Annotated in this window: 16 protein-coding genes; 13 read left to right on the forward strand and 3 right to left on the reverse strand. The window is 63.0% G+C overall.

Annotated elements, in window-relative coordinates:
• Nucleotides 1–6: 6 nt before the first annotated feature.
• A complete protein-coding gene (locus AC4BCN_RS25550) occupies nt 7–1572 on the reverse strand; it encodes a sensor histidine kinase (RefSeq protein ID WP_490492053.1) in 1566 nt (521 codons plus the stop codon).
• A 207-nt stretch (nt 1573–1779) separates the two neighbouring features.
• Between AC4BCN_RS25550 and AC4BCN_RS25555 the strand changes: the two genes are divergently transcribed.
• Nucleotides 1780–2118: a hypothetical protein gene (locus tag AC4BCN_RS25555; RefSeq protein ID WP_072455083.1), complete on the forward strand. Its 339-nt coding sequence runs from the start codon at nt 1780–1782 to the stop codon at nt 2116–2118.
• Nucleotides 2115–2960, forward strand: a complete 846-nt coding sequence (locus AC4BCN_RS25560) for an HDOD domain-containing protein (protein ID WP_490492054.1) — start codon at nt 2115–2117, stop codon at nt 2958–2960. The genes AC4BCN_RS25555 and AC4BCN_RS25560 overlap by 4 nt, the downstream gene beginning before the upstream one ends.
• A gap of 152 nt (nt 2961–3112) precedes the next feature.
• On the opposite strand, the gene AC4BCN_RS25565 is transcribed toward AC4BCN_RS25560, so the two are convergent.
• Nucleotides 3113–3439 (reverse strand): hypothetical protein, encoded by a 327-nt coding sequence (locus AC4BCN_RS25565; RefSeq protein ID WP_034746769.1) that lies wholly within the window; start codon nt 3437–3439, stop codon nt 3113–3115.
• A 662-nt stretch (nt 3440–4101) separates the two neighbouring features.
• Between AC4BCN_RS25565 and miaB the strand changes: the two genes are divergently transcribed.
• The 11 genes from miaB (at nt 4102) to AC4BCN_RS25620 (ending at nt 15656) form a co-directional block, all read left to right on the forward strand.
• Nucleotides 4102–5469, forward strand: a complete 1368-nt coding sequence (miaB, locus tag AC4BCN_RS25570; RefSeq protein ID WP_139091229.1) for a tRNA (N6-isopentenyl adenosine(37)-C2)-methylthiotransferase MiaB — start codon at nt 4102–4104, stop codon at nt 5467–5469.
• Nucleotides 5466–6530 carry a PhoH family protein gene (locus tag AC4BCN_RS25575; protein WP_034746759.1) on the forward strand — a complete coding sequence of 355 codons (1065 nt, stop codon included), beginning with the start codon at nt 5466–5468 and terminating at the stop codon, nt 6528–6530. The genes miaB and AC4BCN_RS25575 overlap by 4 nt, the downstream gene beginning before the upstream one ends.
• Entirely contained in the window at nt 6514–6984 is a 471-nt protein-coding gene (ybeY, locus tag AC4BCN_RS25580) for an rRNA maturation RNase YbeY (RefSeq protein ID WP_436479935.1), read from the forward strand. The genes AC4BCN_RS25575 and ybeY overlap by 17 nt, the downstream gene beginning before the upstream one ends.
• A gap of 137 nt (nt 6985–7121) precedes the next feature.
• Entirely contained in the window at nt 7122–7544 is a 423-nt protein-coding gene (locus AC4BCN_RS25585) for a DUF4259 domain-containing protein (protein WP_490492055.1), read from the forward strand.
• 117 nt (nt 7545–7661) lie between these two features.
• A complete protein-coding gene (locus AC4BCN_RS25590) occupies nt 7662–8540 on the forward strand; it encodes a CorC family transporter (RefSeq protein WP_034746750.1) in 879 nt (292 codons plus the stop codon).
• A gap of 16 nt (nt 8541–8556) precedes the next feature.
• Nucleotides 8557–10137, forward strand: a complete 1581-nt coding sequence (gene lnt / locus AC4BCN_RS25595; protein WP_490492056.1) for an apolipoprotein N-acyltransferase — start codon at nt 8557–8559, stop codon at nt 10135–10137.
• Nucleotides 10138–10284: 147 nt separating this feature from the next.
• Nucleotides 10285–11202 carry a glycine--tRNA ligase subunit alpha gene (gene glyQ / locus AC4BCN_RS25600; protein WP_034746745.1) on the forward strand — a complete coding sequence of 306 codons (918 nt, stop codon included), beginning with the start codon at nt 10285–10287 and terminating at the stop codon, nt 11200–11202.
• 39 nt (nt 11203–11241) lie between these two features.
• Nucleotides 11242–13344, forward strand: coding sequence for a glycine--tRNA ligase subunit beta (glyS, locus tag AC4BCN_RS25605; RefSeq protein WP_139091234.1), 2103 nt, complete (start codon nt 11242–11244; stop codon nt 13342–13344).
• On the forward strand, nt 13344–13931 hold the full coding sequence (gene gmhB, locus AC4BCN_RS25610; RefSeq protein ID WP_490492057.1) for a D-glycero-beta-D-manno-heptose 1,7-bisphosphate 7-phosphatase: 588 nt from the start codon (nt 13344–13346) through the stop codon (nt 13929–13931). The genes glyS and gmhB overlap by 1 nt, the downstream gene beginning before the upstream one ends.
• A gap of 16 nt (nt 13932–13947) precedes the next feature.
• Nucleotides 13948–14688 carry a lysophospholipid acyltransferase family protein gene (locus AC4BCN_RS25615; RefSeq protein ID WP_034746739.1) on the forward strand — a complete coding sequence of 247 codons (741 nt, stop codon included), beginning with the start codon at nt 13948–13950 and terminating at the stop codon, nt 14686–14688.
• 44 nt (nt 14689–14732) lie between these two features.
• On the forward strand, nt 14733–15656 hold the full coding sequence (locus tag AC4BCN_RS25620; protein WP_490493632.1) for a M48 family metallopeptidase: 924 nt from the start codon (nt 14733–14735) through the stop codon (nt 15654–15656).
• 100 nt (nt 15657–15756) lie between these two features.
• Here the strand turns inward: AC4BCN_RS25620 and waaA are convergent, their stop codons facing one another.
• Complete coding sequence (gene waaA, locus AC4BCN_RS25625) at nt 15757–17031, reverse strand: lipid IV(A) 3-deoxy-D-manno-octulosonic acid transferase (RefSeq protein WP_490492058.1); 1275 nt, start codon at nt 17029–17031, stop codon at nt 15757–15759.
• Nucleotides 17032–17044 lie beyond the last annotated feature (13 nt).

The raw sequence follows: 17044 nt of genomic DNA on the forward strand, positions 1-17044 counted from the left end.
CCTTGCCTATGCCTGGCTGTTGGTGCTTTCCGGCAACGGCGTCACCGTGGGCAGGCGCAGCAGGAACGTCGCACCCTGCCCCAAGGTGCTGCTGACCGTGATGGTGCCGCCAAATTGCTTGGCAATCAAGTTGAACACGATATTCAAGCCCAGTCCCGTGCCGCCCTGCCCGCGCCGCGTGGTGACAAACGGATCGAACACGCGGTCGAGCATGTCGGGCGCGATGCCGCGGCCGTTGTCGCGTACCTGCATGACGATCGCGTCGCCATCGCGGCGCACGCCGATATGGATGTTGCCGGCCATGTCCGCATCAAACGCATGCTCGACGCAGTTCAACACCAGGTTGGTCAGCACCTGCGCCAATGCGCCCGGATAGCTGTCGAGCATGATGTCGGGCGGGCAATCGATATCGATGCTGATGCGCGTCTTTTTCAGGGTCGGCTGCAGGCTCGAAATCACCTCGCCGATATAGTCGCGCAATTCGAACAAACGGCGCGCCTCGCTGACCTGGTCGACGGCGATCTGTTTGAAGCTGTGGATCAGGTGCGCGGCGCGGTAGGCATTGTTCATGATCAGCCGCGCGCTTTCGCCGGCCGTTTCCAGGTAGCGCACGATGTCGGTCTTCTTCACGCTGCCGCCGGCCACGGCTGCGCTGATGTCATCGGTGGCTTCCTTCAGCACCGAGGCGCTGGTCAGGGCGATGCCGACCGGGGTGTTGATTTCATGCGCCACGCCGGCCACCAGGCTGCCCAGCGAAGCCAGGCGTTCCGATTGCAGCAACGATTCCTGCGCGCGGCGCAGCTCGTCCATGGCCTGCGCCGTTGCCTGCTGGGAGCGGCGCGCCATGTCTTCCGCCTCGCGGCTGCCTTCGATGATGGACTTGAGCTTGCGCTGCACGGCATTGAAACCGCGGATCACGTCGCCCAATTCGTCGCGCCGGTTTTCCGGCAGCTCTTCAACGTCATCGCTGCCGCGCGTGGCCAAGTCGAACAAGCCGTCGCGCAACTGTTTCAGTGGCTCGAAGACGATGCGCAGGCTCAGCGCCAGAGCGCCCACGAGGATGATGTCAAGCAGCAACACTTCCAGCACCTTGCGCCGCACTTCGGCATGCAGGGCCGCATCGATCTGCGCACGGCTGAAATTGACGATGACCTTGCCGACGATCACCGGCTTGCCGCCCGTGGCCGCCGCCACGGCGTCGCGAAACACCAGCGGCGCCTCGACGGGCGTGCCGCCCATGGCCATGTCGGCGCTCAAAGGTACCAGGGTACCGCCCGCGTCGCGCACCTCGCCCGCGAACAGGCCGACCGAGGCGTCGTAGACGCGGATGCCAACCAGTTCCGGCGGCAGCATTTCAGCCGCGACGATGCTGTCGACCTTGGATTTGTCGAGGTCCCACAGTGCCGAAGGCAAGCTGGTCTGCAAGCGCGTGAGCACGCCGCTACGCAAGCGCGCGCTGCCCGATTCGAGTTCCTGGCTCAGTGTATATTGGGTATAGCTGCCGGAAATGCCCAGCACCAAGGTGACGATCACGACAAAAAGCAGGGTCAGCCGGACTTGGATACTCGCCATCAATCAACACTCCCCGGGCCAGGCCAGCCGCCGGCCCGCGGCGCGGGCGTAGATACGTCGGCAATACAAGGGCCTGAATCAAATGTACGGTATGACATGCTTATTGGCAAGATTTACAGTATTCCCACTTTCGATAGAGACTTTGATGCAGGTTGAGACATTGCGGCATGGCAATGGTAATATCCCGCAATCATCTAAGGAGTCGTCATGGCGGTCACGCATCAACATCTACCCCTGGAACAAGTTCGTCCCGGCATGATCTTGTCGGATGTCTTGCTCGATGCGCATGGACAAGTGCTGTTGCCGCAAGGCGCGGTATTGACGGAAAACATGCTGGCCCTGATGCCCCGCCACAACATCGACATGCTGCCCATCCAAGCGCCGCCCCCTACTCCGGAAGCAATCGCCGCGCAGCAGGCGGCCGACAGCGAACGGCTGGCCTACCTGTTCCGCAAGCATGATCCCGACGATCCCTTGGACGCGGCCACCACCTTGCTGCGCAGCTATGTCACGGCTTACCGCCTGGGCACGGGAGAGGCCGCATGAGCACGCAGCTGACGCTCGACGATATCGTCGCCCACCTCGATGACCTGCCTTCGCTGCCCGCCGTCGTCATGGAACTGCTCAACAGCATCGACCAGGAAGACGTCGATATTTCCGTGCTGGCCAAAAAAGTGTCGTACGACCAGGCATTGACGGCGAAAACCCTGCGTCTGGCCAACTCGTCCCACTATGGCTTGCAAGTGAAGGCCACCACCATCCAGCAGGCGATCACCTACCTGGGCTTCCAGACGACGCGCAGCCTGATCACGTCGGCCGCCATCACCGGTTGCTTCCCGGAGGGGCGCTGCCCCGGTTTCGACGACAAGGCCTTCTGGCGTCATTCGGTGGCGACGGCCGCCTGCGCCAAGGTGCTGGCGCGGCAGATCCGTTTCAACCAGGATTACGCGTTCACGGCCGGCTTGCTGCACAACATCGGCCGCCTGGTGCTGGTCAGCAGCTTTCCCGCGCACTACGCGCAAGCCATCGCCCACCAGGCCGCGCACGATTGCAGCCTGCTCGAAGCGGAGCAGGCCGTGCTGGGCGTGGACCACGTGCAGGCGGGCGTGGCCCTGGCCGAACACTGGAATTTTTCCGACACCATGCGCTTGGCGCTGGGCAACTACCTGCAGCCGGAAACGCCGGGGGCAGGCTTTCTCGCGTCGCTGATCCACGTGGCCAATGCGGTTGTTTGCGCGCTCGACCTGGCGCAGGCGGGCGACGACATGGTGCCGCGCGTATCGCCGGTGGCCTGGGATGCGCTGGGCCTGAGCGAAGACGCGTATCTGCAGCTGTTCCGCGAAACGGAGCTGCGCTACGATGAAATCACCTCGGCACTGCTGAGCTAAGCAATGTCCTCACAACGCCGCAAACGCAAACGGCTCTCGCTGCGAAGCGAAAGCCGTTAGGGGTACTACGGTCGGTCCATGCTGCCCGGTCCACGCCAGCCTGTTGCCGCCAGCAGCTACGCAAGCGGCACAGTCAGCGTACAACCGCCACATCAGTGCGCGTAATTCGATTCTTGCGCATCGCCGCGGTCTTCCGCTTTTGGACGGCCCTGGGCGTCGGACAGACGATACTTGGTGCGGCGGTCGCCCATCAAGTCGCGCAGGTCGCGGATGCTCATGCCCGTTACTTCGTGCATGCGGATCAGCAGCGAAGCGCCAACCGGCAAGCGGTGGTGGCGGATCTTGCTGATGACCGGTGGCGCCACCTCAAGCAGACGCGACAGGGCTGCATCGTTCTTCAGCTGCATCTTGCTCAGCAGAATATCCAGCAGGTGGTTCGGGTTGTAACTCTCTTGCGATGCTAATGCATGATGTGCCATGATTTTTCCTCGTCTGGTGAATGTAGAAAATAATGCCGATACGAACTTAAGGCTGGCTTAGAGTGTTTAAATAAACGTCTTTCCCACTGATTCAGCCTTCCCCCGCCCTTCCTCCTTATCGCACTGCCCGCACAGGACTCGCACAGCCACGCCCAGCTAACGTACGCAACTTGCCGCGTGAGTAAAAAGCACTGCAATCCACCAAAATGAATTGCATATAAGACAATATACTAGCCCAAACACGCGGCATCTGCGCCTCGCGCAAACTTCCTGATTGTTAAATATCAATCAAGCTGCTGGTTGGCTTGGCAACGATGCTATTTCAACACATTAGGATGCCAGCGGGCGCACACAAGGCTTTGCAGCAACTTGTTACAAATCAATGGTGACGTACGGCAATAAATGCTTTTGAGCATCAAGACACATGGCGGCATATACAAGCGGCAACCTTGTCGGCAAGGTCAGCACGACATGGCCCGTGCCCGCGATTTACGCTAAACTATGGCCTGAACTTGCAGCGAGCCTGCCACCGGGCAGCCAGAGGCGCCCGGCCGGCCATCCACCGCCTCCCGCCCCGAGCGGCGCACGGCACAAGCCGCCTGCCCAGCTTATTTTCCGCCACACTTATTTGCAGCCACATTTACCGATAAGCGCCTGACTCCATGCAGAAAAAAGTATTCATTAAAACCTTCGGCTGCCAGATGAACGAGTACGACTCGGACAAGATGGCCGACGTGCTGGGCGCCTCCGATGGCCTGGTACGCACCGACACGCCGGAAGATGCCGATGTGATCCTGCTCAATACCTGCTCCGTACGCGAAAAGGCGCAGGAAAAAGTGTTTTCCGACCTGGGTCGTCTGCGCGAGCTGAAACTGGCCAAGCCGCACCTGTTGATCGGCGTGGGTGGCTGCGTGGCGTCGCAGGAAGGCGACGCCATCGTCAAGCGCGCGCCGTATGTCGACATGGTCTTCGGCCCGCAAACGCTGCACCGCCTGCCGCAGATGATCGAGTTGCGCCGCGCCAGCGGCGATGCGCAAGTGGACATCAGCTTCCCGGAAATCGAAAAGTTCGACCACATGCCGCCGGCCAAGGTGGAAGGCGCCTCGGCGTTCGTCTCCATCATGGAAGGCTGCAGCAAATACTGCAGCTACTGCGTCGTGCCCTACACGCGCGGCGAGGAAGTGTCGCGCCGCTTCGAGGACGTGCTGACGGAAGTGGCGGGCCTGGCCGCCCAGGGCGTCAAGGAAATCACGCTGCTGGGGCAAAACGTGAACGCCTACCGGGGCGCGATGGAAGGCGGCGAGATCGCCGACTTCGCCCTGCTGCTCGAATACGTGGCTGACATTCCCGGCATCGAACGCATGCGCTTCGTCACCAGCCACCCGAAGGAATTCACGCAGCGCCTGATCGACGCCTACGCGAAGATCCCGCAGCTGGTCGACCATTTATATCTGCCCGCGCAGCATGGCTCCGACAAGGTGCTGGGCGCCATGAAGCGCGGCTACACGGGCCTCGAATACAAGTCCATCATCCGCCGCATCCGCGCCGTGCGCCCGAACATGGCCATTTCGTCCGACTTCATCGTCGGTTTCCCCGGCGAGACACAAGCCGACTTCGACGCCATGATGAAGCTGATCGCGGACGTCGGCTTTGACAACAGCTACAGCTTCATCTTCAGCAAGCGCCCCGGCACGCCGGCCGCCAGCCTGGAAGACGACACGCCGCATGAAGTGAAACTGGCCCGTTTGCAGCAGCTGCAGGCGGCCATCGACGCCAACACGCGCAAGTACAGCCTGGCCATGGTGGGCACCGTGCAAACCATCCTCGTCGAAGGCCGTTCCAAAAAGGACACCGATGACAGTGAACTGCAAGGCCGCACGGAGAACAACCGCGTGGTCAACTTCGACGCCGGCCCGGACGCGCTGCAGCTGGTCGGCCAGCTGGTCGACGTGCGCATCACCGAAAGCCATTCCTACACCCTGCGCGGCGAATTGGTCGCCAGCGCACCCGCATTGAAAAGAGCCAGTTGAAAACCAAAGCCCCGATACAGCCGCATTACTTCATCCCCGAGCCGCTCGATAACACGCGCCTGGCGCACCTGTGCGGACCGCTCGATGAAAACCTGCGCCAGATTTCCGCTGCCCTCGACGTGACGATTTTCCGCCGCGGCGAGAAATTCATCGTCGGCGGCAGCAATGCCGAACGCGCCGTGGAAATCCTCGAACAGTTCTACGCCATCGCCAACAAGGTCGTGCCGCTCGAAGAAGTGCAGCTGGCCCTGGTGGAACAGCGCGCAGGCCTGTCCGCCGCCTCCGAACACCATGCCAACGCGCCCGCCAGCACCTTCGTCGAGCCGGACATCGCCAGCCCCGTGCTGAAAACGCGGCGCTCCGACCTGCGCGGGCGCACGCCGCACCAGATCGCCTACCTGCGCGACATCCTTGAACACGACATCAGCTTCGGCGTCGGTCCTGCCGGCACGGGCAAAACCTATCTGGCCGTCGCCTGCGCCGTCGACGCGCTCGAACGCGATGCCGTCAAGCGCATCATTTTGACGCGCCCCGCCGTCGAAGCGGGCGAGCGCCTGGGCTTCTTGCCGGGCGACCTGGCGCAAAAGGTCGACCCGTATCTGCGTCCCCTGTACGACGCGCTGTACGATTTGCTGGGTTTTGACCGCACGCAGAAGCTATTTGAAAAACAGGTGATCGAGATCGCCCCGCTGGCCTATATGCGCGGACGCACCTTGAACCACGCCTTCGTCATCCTCGATGAAGCGCAAAACACCACCGTCGAACAGATGAAGATGTTTTTGACGCGCATCGGCTTTGGCAGCAAGGCCGTGGTGACGGGCGACGTGACGCAAGTCGACCTGCACAAGAGCCAGACGAGCGGCTTGATCGACGCCGTGCACGTGTTGAAAGACGTGCGCGGCATCGGCTTCACGCAATTTAACAGCACCGACGTGGTGCGCCATCCGCTCGTCGCGCGCATCGTCGATGCCTATGAAACGGCGCAGGCGGCAAATGCCGACGCCGCCCACCTGCCCTCCTTATTGAAACCAGCCGCCGCCAAAAATGTCCGAAAAAAATAAACTGTCCCTGTCCGTGCAATACCCGGACACCCGCCTGGAAGCCCTGATCACGCGCCCGAAAGTGCGCCGCTGGGTCAAGGCGGCCCTGTTCGCGCCAGCCGAATTCACGATCCGCTTCGTCGACGCGGAAGAAGGCCGCACCCTGAACCGCGACTACCGCGAAAAGGACTACGCCACCAACGTGCTGACGTTTGCCTACAATGAAGGCGAAGAACTGGGCGACGACGAACCGACGCGCGCCGACATCATCCTGTGCACGGACGTGCTGGAAAAGGAAGCGGCGGAACAGAAGAAGAGCGTGGAAGAGCACACGGCCCATTTGATCGTCCACGGCGTGCTGCATGCGCAAGGCTACGACCACATGGATGACGAGGAAGCCACCGAGATGGAAGGCCTGGAAACGGACATCCTCGCCAAGCTCGGCATCAGCGATCCCTACGCGGACCAAAAATAAACCGCGTAGGTCGGGGTAGGTCGGGTTAGCCCGCAGGGCGTAACCCGACAACACCCAACAACTTAACCGGAGCACCGCAACGTCTGACCCACATGCCACAATAGCGCCATCAACCACACACGCAACAAGGACACACTATGGGCACTTGGGCCACTGACGCCTTCGGCAACGACTACGCCATGGATTGGGCGCAGGATTTGCACGAATATAAAACCCTGGAACTGGTCGAGACGACGCTCGACAACGTCATCGACAGCCAGGAAGCGGAACTGGAAGCGCCGTTCGCCGCCGAAGCGCTGGCCGCGCTGGAAGTGATCGCGCGCCTGCAGGGCAAGCAGGGCGAGGATGACCCGGCCACGGCCGAAGTGGACGAATGGGTGGCCGCCTGCAAGAAGAAGGTCACGCCGCCGCTGCTGGAAAAAGCGCGCCTGGCCTTCGAGCGCATCACGGCCGAGTCGTCGGAACTGCGCCAGCTGTGGCAGGACAGCGAGCATTTCGCCGACTGGCAGGCCGACGTGGCGGCCCTGCGCACGCGCGTGCTGGGCCAGGAAGCGGCGTAAAACATCGCGCAACGGCGCACTTCAACGTATTAAATTTACATCAAAAGCGGGGAAATCCGGTATGGCCCCACTTTTGGTGTATCCTATATCCCTTCGCAACAACGGCTCACGCCTCCTATGCCCGAGCACCCTAGTGGCGTCAGAACTGACGTCAAGCCCCACCGGTCACTGTTTGAACGCCTGACCGCACTCATTTCCCCCGAGCCAGAGAACCGTGCAGAATTGCTCGAAGTTCTACACGATGCGCATGAACGCAAGCTGATCGACGCCGACGCCCTGTCGATGATCGAAGGCGTGTTCCAGGTATCGGATCTCTGCGCGCGCGACATCATGATTCCCCGTTCGCAAATGGATGTCATCGACATCAGCAAGCCGATCGAGGAATGGATGCCGGAAGTCCTGTCCACCGCCCACTCGCGCTTCCCCGCGATCGAAGGCGAGCGCGACAAGGTCATCGGCATCCTGCTGGCGAAAGACTTGCTGCGTTATTACGCAGAAGAAACTTTCGACGTGCGCGACATGCTGCGGCCTGCCATCTTCATCCCCGAATCGAAACGCCTGAATGTGCTGCTGCGCGATTTCCGCGCCAACCACAATCACATGGCCATCGTCGTCGATGAATACAGCGGCGTCGCCGGCCTGATCACCATCGAAGACGTGCTGGAACAGATCGTCGGCGACATCGAGGATGAATACGACTTCGACGAAGCCGAGGACAATATCCTCTCGCTCAAGGAAGGCCAGTTCGGCCCCCGCTGGCGTGTCAAGGCGCTGACCGAGATCGAACAGTTCAACGAAGAAGTGGGCAGCCATCTGGTAGACGACGACGTCGACACCATCGGCGGCCTCGTGTCGAAGTATCTGGGCCGCATGGCGCACAAGGGCGATATTTTCGACCTGGGCAATCTGCGCTTCGAGGTACTGCGCGCCGATGCGCGCCAGGTGCACGTGCTGCTCGTCGAGCGCCTGCCCAACGTGCCGGAACTGGAACTCTGACATGCGCGTGCTGTAAATGCGTTTCAGACGCGTCGATCCCAACGCCCCCGCCAAACCGCCCCGCAGCACGTGGGCGCGCATGCTGACTGCGGCCATCGCCGGCGCCGTCGCGGTGCTGGCGTTCGCCCCTTTCGGCTACTGGCCGCTGCAAATCCTCAGCCTGGGCGTGCTGTTCTACCAGGTGCTGCGCGCTTCGAACGTCAAGGCCGGCGCGCTGATCGGCTGGGCCTACGGCTTCGGCTGGTGCGCGGCCGGCACGCACTGGCTGTATATCTCCATGCACCGCTATGGCGATATGGCCGCACCGATCGCCGCCATCGCCGTGGCCTTGCTGGCCCTCCTGATGGCCATTTACGTGGCCCTGGCCATGGGCGCGGCCGCCTGGCTGCGCCAGCGCTGGGTACTGTCGCTGCCCGCCATGACCTTGCTGGTATTGCCCGCCACGTGGACCCTGTTCGAATGGACGCGCGGCTGGCTGTTTACGGGTTTCCCGTGGCTGGCCACCGGCTACGCCCACAATACCAGCCCGCTGGGCGGCTTTGCCCCCATCATCGGCTCGTATGGCCTGGGCTGGCTGGCGGCGTTGTCCGCCGGCGCCCTGCTCTTGCTCACGCACCGCACGCGCTGGTTTGCGCTGGGCGGCGTCATCGCGCTGTACGCGGCCGGCTTCGGCTTGCAATACGTGAACTGGACCCACCCTGTCGGACGCCCGATCACCGTGCGCCTGTTGCAGGGGAACGTGCCGCAGCAGCAGAAATTCGACCCCGGCTTCGTGCTGGGCGCCCTGCAGATGTACCAGAGCGCCATCACCAGCGCGCCGGCCGACCTGATCGCCACACCGGAAACGGCCGTCACCGTGCTGCCGCACCAGCTGCCACCAGGCTATCTGGATAACCTGGCGACGTATTCACAGCAGACGGGCAGCACGATTTTGGTTGGCATGCCCGTGCTCGACGAACAGCAGCGCTTCTATAATGCGGCCGTGGGGATCACGCCCAACGGCACGCCGGGCCCCTACTACCAGTACCGCAAGCACCATCTGGTGCCATTCGGCGAATTCGTGCCGCCCGGCCTGCACTGGTTTGTCGCCATGATGGCCATCCCGCTGGGCGACATGGGCCGCGGCGCGGAAGTACAAGCGCCTTTGCCCGTGCGCGACCAGCTGGTGCTGCCGAATATCTGCTACGAAGACTTGTTTGGCGAAGAAATCGCCGGCCAGCTGGCCAGCGCCCACCGCCATGGCAAGCAGTCGGCGTCCGTGCTGCTCAATATCTCGAACCTGGCCTGGTTTGGCGACTCGATCGCCATCCCGCAGCATCTACAGATTTCGCAGATGCGCAGCCTGGAAACGGGCCGCCCCATGCTGCGCTCGACGAACACGGGCGCCACCGCCGTCATCGACGGCAAGGGCGTGGTGCAAAGCCTGCTGCCACCGGAACAGCAAGCGACCCTGGCGGCCAAGGTGCAAGGCATGGGCGGCATGACGCCATACATTCTGTACGGCAATAAACTGGTGCTGGCCCTGGCCGCGCTGGCCCTGCTGACGGCCTTCCTGCTGTCGCGCGCCGCCCGCCGTGGCCGCGCCGCGCAGCAATAAGCGGCCGATATTGCCCGAAGAGTCACAGTGGGCCCGTAAAAACCGCTAAAATTAGCAAAACCCCGGCCCGGACGCGCTGCCAAGCATGCGTCCGGGCTTCAAGCAAACCTTAACAAAGCGCAGCCTCCCGCGCGGCGAACTCATACGATGCTCACATTTCAACAAATTATCCTGACCTTGCAAACCTATTGGGACAAGCAAGGTTGCGCCCTGCTCCAGCCTTACGACATGGAAGTCGGCGCCGGCACTTTCCACACCGGCACCTTCCTGCGCGCGATCGGCCCGGAACCTTGGCGCGCCGCGTATGTGCAGCCGTCGCGCCGCCCGAAAGATGGCCGCTATGGCGAAAACCCGAACCGCATGCAGCACTATTACCAATACCAGGTGGTGTTGAAGCCGGCGCCGGAAAACATCCTCGACCTGTATCTGGGTTCGCTGGCCGCGCTGGGCCTGGACTTGAAGCAGAACGACGTGCGCTTCGTCGAAGACGACTGGGAAAGCCCGACCCTGGGCGCCTGGGGCCTGGGCTGGGAAGTCTGGCTGAACGGCATGGAAGTGACCCAATTTACCTACTTCCAGCAAGTGGGCGGCCTCGATTGCAAGCCCGTGCTGGGCGAGATCACCTACGGCATCGAACGCCTGGCCATGTATCTGCAAGGCGTGGAAAACGTGTATGACCTGGTGTGGACCGAGTGGGAAGAAAACGGTACCACAAAAAAACTGACCTACGGCGACGTCTTCCACCAGAACGAGGTGGAGCAATCGACCTACAACTTCGAGCACGCGAATACGGACCTGCTGTTCGAACAGTTCGGCAATTACGAAGCGGAAGCGAAGCGTTTGATCGAGCTGCAACTGACCCTGCCCGCCTACGAAAAGATCATGAAGGCATCGCACAGCTTCAATATGCTCGATGCGCGCGGCGCCATCTCGGTGACGGAACGCGCCGCCTACATCGGCCGCGTGCGTACCCTGTCGCGCCTGGTGGCACAAGCGTATTACGACTCGCGCGAACGCCTCGGTTTCCCGATGCTGCCAGCCGCAGACCAACCCGCCGCCGCCTAATCGCCTAGCTCATACACCGCCGTACCTGACAAGAACACCATGAACCAAACACTGCTCATCGAACTGCTGACCGAAGAACTGCCGCCGAAAGCGCTGGCCAAACTGGGCGCCGCCTTCACGGCCGGCATCGTCAACGGCCTGAAATCACGCGACTTCCTCGAAGCCGACAGCGTCGCCACCAGCTACGCCTCGCCGCGCCGCCTGGCCGTCTCCATCACCAACGTGCGCGAAGTCTCGCCCGACAAGTCGATCCGCGAAAAAGTCCTGCCCGTCTCCGTGGCGCTGGACGCGAACGGCAACGGCACGCCGCCGCTGGCCAAGAAACTGGCCGCGCTGGGCTTCCCCGATCTGACGGTAGCCGACCTGGAACGTGCCGCCGACGGCAAGGCTGAAAGCTTCTTCTACACCTACACGGCGCCAGGCAGCCAGCTCGCCGCCGGCGCGCAAGCGGCGTTGACCGAATCGGCCGCCAAGCTGCCGATTCCAAAGCTGATGAGCTATCAGCGCCCGGACGGCACCACCGTGCAATTCGTGCGCCCTGCCCACAGCCTGATCGCCCTGCACGGCATCAATATCCTGCCACTGACCCTGCTGGGCTTGACGGCCGGCCGCAGCACCCTGGGCCACCGCTTCCTGACCGACGGCGAACCGATCGCCATCGCGCACGCGGAAAACTATGCGCCCTCGCTGATCCTCAACGCCAGCGTCATCGCCAGCAACGAGGAACGCAAGGAACGCATCCGCGCCCAGCTGCTGGACAAGGCCGGTGCCGACCAGGTGCTGATGCCCGAAGCGCTGCTCGATGAAGTGACGGCCCTGGTCGAATGGCCGGTCGTGTATGAATGCCACTTCGAGGAAGAATTCCTGGCCGTGCCGCAGGAATGCCTGATCCTCACCATGCAGACGAACCAGAAGTATTTCGCGCTGACCGACAGCGAAGGCAAGCTGCGCTCGCGCTTCCTGATCGTCTCGAACATCGAAACGGACACGCCCGAGCACATCATCGGCGGCAACGAGCGCGTCGTGCGTCCGCGCCTGTCCGACGCCAAGTTCTTCTTCGAGCAGGACAAGAAGAAGACCCTGGCATCGCGCCTGCCGCTGCTGGCTAACGTTGTGTACCACAACAAGCTGGGTACGCAAGCGGCACGCACAGAGCGCGTCAAGTCGCTGGCCGGCGCCATCGCCGCCAAGCTGCAGTACGACGTGGCCCTGGCCGAACGCGGCGCCCTGCTGGCCAAGGCCGATCTGCTGACCGACATGGTCGGCGAATTCCCCGAACTGCAAGGCATCATGGGCACGTACTACGCGCGCCATGACGGCGAGCCGGAAGAAGTGGCCTTGGCCGCCTCCGAACACTACCAGCCGCGCTTTGCCGGCGACAGCCTGCCGTCCACCGCCACCGGCACCGCCGTGGCCCTGGCCGACAAGCTGGAAACCCTGGTCGGCATCTGGGCCATCGGCCTGGCGCCCACGGGCGACAAGGATCCGTTCGCGCTGCGCCGCCACGCGCTGGGCGTGCTGCGCATGCTGCTGGAAAAACGCCTGCCATTGTCGATCCAGGGCTTGCTGGCGGATGCCGCCGCGCAGTTCGCAGCGGTGCCCGGCTTCAAGGATCCTGTCGCGGATGTGACCACCTTCATGCTGGAGCGCCTGCGCGGCATCCTGCGCGAGCGCGGCTTCTCGCCGAATGAAATCGAAGCCGTCGTGGCACAGAATCCGGACCGCCTGGACGACATCGTGCAGCGCCTGGAAGCCGTGCAGGCATTTGCCGCTTTGCCGGAAAGCGCCTCGCTGGCGGCCGCCAACAAGCGCATCACGAACATCCTGAAAAAGAACGAGGAAGCCGTGAGCCAGGTTGCCGCCGGCGGCGTCAACGTGGCGCTGCTGCAGGACGAAGCGGAGAAAAAACTGGCCGCCGCCGTCTCGCGCGTGCAGCCGGAAGTCGACGCTGCCTTTGCCAAGGGCGACTTCACCAGCACCCTGCAAACCCTGGCGCAGCTGCGCGACGATGTCGATGGCTTCTTCAACGACGTGATGGTGATGGCCGAGGATGTCGCCCTGCGCAACAACCGCCTGGCTTTGCTGTCGTCCCTGCACGGCATGATGAACCGCGTGGCCGACATTTCCAAGCTGGCGGCATAATGGGTACTCCGGCGCTGAAACTGATTATTCTCGACCGCGACGGCGTCATTAATCATGACTCGCCGGCCTTCATCAAGTCGCCGGCCGAATGGCTGCCGATCCCCGGCTCGCTCGAAGCGATCGCCCGCCTGAACCAGGCCGGCTATCGCGTGGTGATCGCCTCGAACCAGTCGGGCATCGCGCGCGAATACTTCGACATGACGGTGCTGAACGCGATCCACCAGAAGATGCACACTCTGGCGCAGCAAGTCGGCGCCGATATCGACGCCATCTTCTTTTGCCCGCACGCGGGCGCGGACAATTGCGACTGCCGCAAGCCGAAACCGGGCATGTTCCATGAAATCTCGCAGCGCTACAACACCAGCCTGAAAGGCGTGCCCACGGTCGGCGATTCCCTGCGCGACCTGCAGGCCGGTTTCATCAGCGGCTGCGTGCCCTACCTGGTATTGACGGGCAAGGGCGAAAAAACCAACGAGACGGGTGGCCTGCCCCCCGGCACCCAGGTCTTCCCCGACCTGGCGGCCGTCGTCAGCCACCTGCTCAAGGCGCCAGCCGCACCGGTGCCCACCGTGGCATTCAGTATCTAATCTTCGGAGAACCGCATTGCGTAATATTTCCCTGTTCCTGCGATCACTGCTGTTCATGATCATCATGATCGTGGCCACCATCGTCTGGGCCTGCGTGTGCTTTTTTGCCGCGCCATTGAGCTACAACAAGCGCTATTGGGTCACCTCGCGCTGGAACGTGTTTATCCTGTGGTGCGCCAAGGTCATTTGCGGCATCCGCTATGAAGTCAAGGGCGCCGAGAACTTCCCCGACGCGCCGGCCATCGTGCTGTCGAAACACCAGTCGGCATGGGAAACCATCTTCTTGCTTCCCAGCCTGCCACGCCCGCTCGTGTATGTGTTCAAGAAGGAGATTTTGTACATCCCCTTTTTCGGCTGGGCCATGGCGCTGCTGCGCATGATCCCCATCGACCGCAAACAGGGCAAGCATGCGTTCAAGAGCGTCGTCGCGCATGGCAAGCGCCGGCTGGCCGATGGCCAATGGATTATCATGTTCCCTGAAGGGACCCGCATTCCCGTGGGCCAGGCGGGCAAGTACAAGAGCGGCGGCACGCGTCTGGCCATTGCCACGGGCGCCGTGGTGGTGCCGATTGCGCACAATTCAGGCGAGTGCTGGCCCAAGCAGTCATTCCTCAAACGCCCGGGACTGATCACCGTCTCGATAGGCAAACCGATTTCGCCGGAAGGGCAAACCCCGGACAGCATGATGCAACAGGTGGAAAATTGGATAGAATCAGAAATGCGCGTCATTTCGCCTCACGCCTACAACGCTGGCTAGACGGCATCAGCGCGGTCATCCAGGAGCCGACACTGCGCCAGCAGATGAAGACCATCAAGGTCGGCGACCAGCAACTGGATTTGTTCGCGCATGACGTCTCGACCAGCACGCCCCCGGCGGTGCGCCCCACGGCACCGCCAGCGCCGCCCGTGGCGCCACCGGTAGTGGCGCCCGCGCCGCCCAACGTTMGTGCGGMCCMVCCTCCCCTGCCTTCCCCGCCACGCACCGCCGATGGCCCGCCATTGCGCCAGCTGCAGCTGGGCAGCCACCTCGTTGAATTCGCGCTGCGCCGCTCCACGCGCCGTTCCATCGGCTTCATGATCGACGATAACGGCTTGCGCGTGACGGCCCCCAAGCGCGTCACCCTGGCCGAAATCGACAACGCCATCCGCGCCAAGCAAAGCTGGATCGTCTCGAAGCTGCTGGAACGGGGCGAGCGCAAAGTGCAGCGCCAGCAGCGCCCGCCCGTGGCCTGGGTCGATGGCGCCGTGCTGCCCTACCTCGGTGGCGAGATCACCTTGCGATTGCACCAGGCGCCGCGCCACCGCGCCAGCTTCCAGCGCGAGACGAATGAGCTGCACGTATGGGTCACGCCCACGGGCAGCGAGCAGCAATTGAAGGAAAAAGTGAAAGGCTGGTTCCAGCACGAAGCGCGCCAGCTGTTCGAGGCGCGCCTGGACGTATATGCGGACAAGCTGGGCGTGCGCTACGATTCGCTGTCGCTATCGTCGGCCGGCACACGCTGGGGCAGCTGCACCATCGAGCGCAAGATCCGCCTGAACTGGCGTTTGATCCACTTCGCCCTGCCACTGATCGACTACGTGGTGGCACACGAGCTGTCGCACCTGCTGGAAATGAACCACAGCCCCCGCTTCTGGGCCACCGTGGAATCGATTTATCCCGATTACGATGGGGCCAAGCAAGCGCTCAGAAAGCGCTCGCAGGAGTTGCCGGTGCTGTTCACGTAGGCGCCTGTCGGATTACGCTCTACGAGCTAATCCGACCTACAGTCACGTAGGTCGGATTAGCGCAACGCGCGTAATCCGACGACATTGTTGGGCGCGCCCATCACGGCAGCAGCGGTTTGATCGCCGCGATAGTGCGCGGCGTGGCCCCCCGGTGCTGGTTGGCAAACGCCAGCGCCCGCTCTCCCATGGAAGATAAACGCGACGGATCCTGCAGCAAGGCCGACGCCTGCGCCATCAGCGCATCGGCGTCCGCCACCAGCGCGGCGCCGCCGGCGGCAATCGCCTGCTCGGTGACCAGCGCGAAATTAAAGGTGTGGGGGCCGATCAGCACGGGTTTGCCCAGGGCCGCCGGCTCGATCAGGTTTTGCCCGCCCAGCGGCAACAGGCTGCCGCCGACGAAAGCGCAATCGCAGGCCGCGTAATACGCAAACATCTCGCCCATCGAGTCGCCCAGCAGCACCTGCGTGCCCGTCGCCACGGCATCGTCCTGCTGCCAGGCCGACCTGCGCTGCACGGCCAGGCCCTGCGCCGTGATCAATTTTTCCACCTCGTCGAAGCGCTGCGGATGGCGCGGCACGATCAGCAGCAGCGCATTCGCCGGCAAGCTGGCACGAATATACGCATCGAGGATCAGCTGCTCTTCCCCTTCACGCGTGCTGGCACACAGCAGCACGGGACGCTGGCCGATGGCGTTGCGCAGCCAGGTGCCCGTCGCCAGTGCCGCCTCGGGCACGACGACGTCGAACTTGATGCTGCCCGTGACGACGACGTCCTGCACGCCCAGCTGGCGCACGCGATCGGCGTCGTCCTGCGTCTGCGCCGCCACCAGGGTGATGCCGCGCGCCGCATCGGCAATCAGCTTGCCCAGGCGCTGCGCCTTGCCCAGCGAGCGCTGCGACAGGCGCGCATTGGCCAGCACCACGGGCACTTTGTAGCGATTGCACTGGTGGATCAGATTCGGCCACACTTCCGTCTCCATCAGGATGCAGATGCGCGGCGCGAAATGGCGGATGAAACGGGCCGGCATGGCGCCCGTGTCGTAGGGCAGATAACTTTGCACGAGGCGCGCGCCGTGTTTGGCGAACAGGGATTTGCCGGTCGCGCGCCCCGTCGGCGTCATGTGCGTGAGGACGATGCGGCACGCGGGCCAGGCGGCCAGCAGCGCATCGATCAGCGGCTCGGCCGCGCGCGTTTCGCCGACGGAGACGGCGTGCAGCCAGATGGTGTTTGTAGCAGACGCCGGCTGGCGCCCGTAAAAGCCCAGGCGCTCGCCCCAGTGCTGGCGGTAGCCGGGTTCCTGGCGTCCGCGCAGCCATAGCCGCGCCAGCACCAGGGGCAAGGCCAGCCACCAGGCAAGGGTATAAAGAAGTCGCATGATGATTGAATGT

It is taken from the genome of Janthinobacterium sp. Bl 1, from assembly GCF_058215535.1.

Excerpts from the sequence above, each read along its gene's own strand:
- AC4BCN_RS25550 (WP_490492053.1), bottom strand. The coding sequence starts at position 1,572 with ATGGCGAGTATCCAAGTCCGGCTGACCCTGCTTTTTGTCGTGATCGTC.
- AC4BCN_RS25555 (WP_072455083.1), top strand. The coding sequence starts at position 1,780 with ATGGCGGTCACGCATCAACATCTACCCCTGGAACAAGTTCGTCCCGGC.
- AC4BCN_RS25560 (WP_490492054.1), top strand. The coding sequence starts at position 2,115 with ATGAGCACGCAGCTGACGCTCGACGATATCGTCGCCCACCTCGATGAC.
- AC4BCN_RS25565 (WP_034746769.1), bottom strand. The coding sequence starts at position 3,439 with ATGGCACATCATGCATTAGCATCGCAAGAGAGTTACAACCCGAACCAC.
- miaB (WP_139091229.1), top strand. The coding sequence starts at position 4,102 with ATGCAGAAAAAAGTATTCATTAAAACCTTCGGCTGCCAGATGAACGAG.
- ybeY (WP_436479935.1), top strand. The coding sequence starts at position 6,514 with ATGTCCGAAAAAAATAAACTGTCCCTGTCCGTGCAATACCCGGACACC.
- AC4BCN_RS25585 (WP_490492055.1), top strand. The coding sequence starts at position 7,122 with ATGGGCACTTGGGCCACTGACGCCTTCGGCAACGACTACGCCATGGAT.
- AC4BCN_RS25590 (WP_034746750.1), top strand. The coding sequence starts at position 7,662 with ATGCCCGAGCACCCTAGTGGCGTCAGAACTGACGTCAAGCCCCACCGG.
- lnt (WP_490492056.1), top strand. The coding sequence starts at position 8,557 with ATGCGTTTCAGACGCGTCGATCCCAACGCCCCCGCCAAACCGCCCCGC.
- glyQ (WP_034746745.1), top strand. The coding sequence starts at position 10,285 with ATGCTCACATTTCAACAAATTATCCTGACCTTGCAAACCTATTGGGAC.
- glyS (WP_139091234.1), top strand. The coding sequence starts at position 11,242 with ATGAACCAAACACTGCTCATCGAACTGCTGACCGAAGAACTGCCGCCG.
- gmhB (WP_490492057.1), top strand. The coding sequence starts at position 13,344 with ATGGGTACTCCGGCGCTGAAACTGATTATTCTCGACCGCGACGGCGTC.
- waaA (WP_490492058.1), bottom strand. The coding sequence starts at position 17,031 with ATGCGACTTCTTTATACCCTTGCCTGGTGGCTGGCCTTGCCCCTGGTG.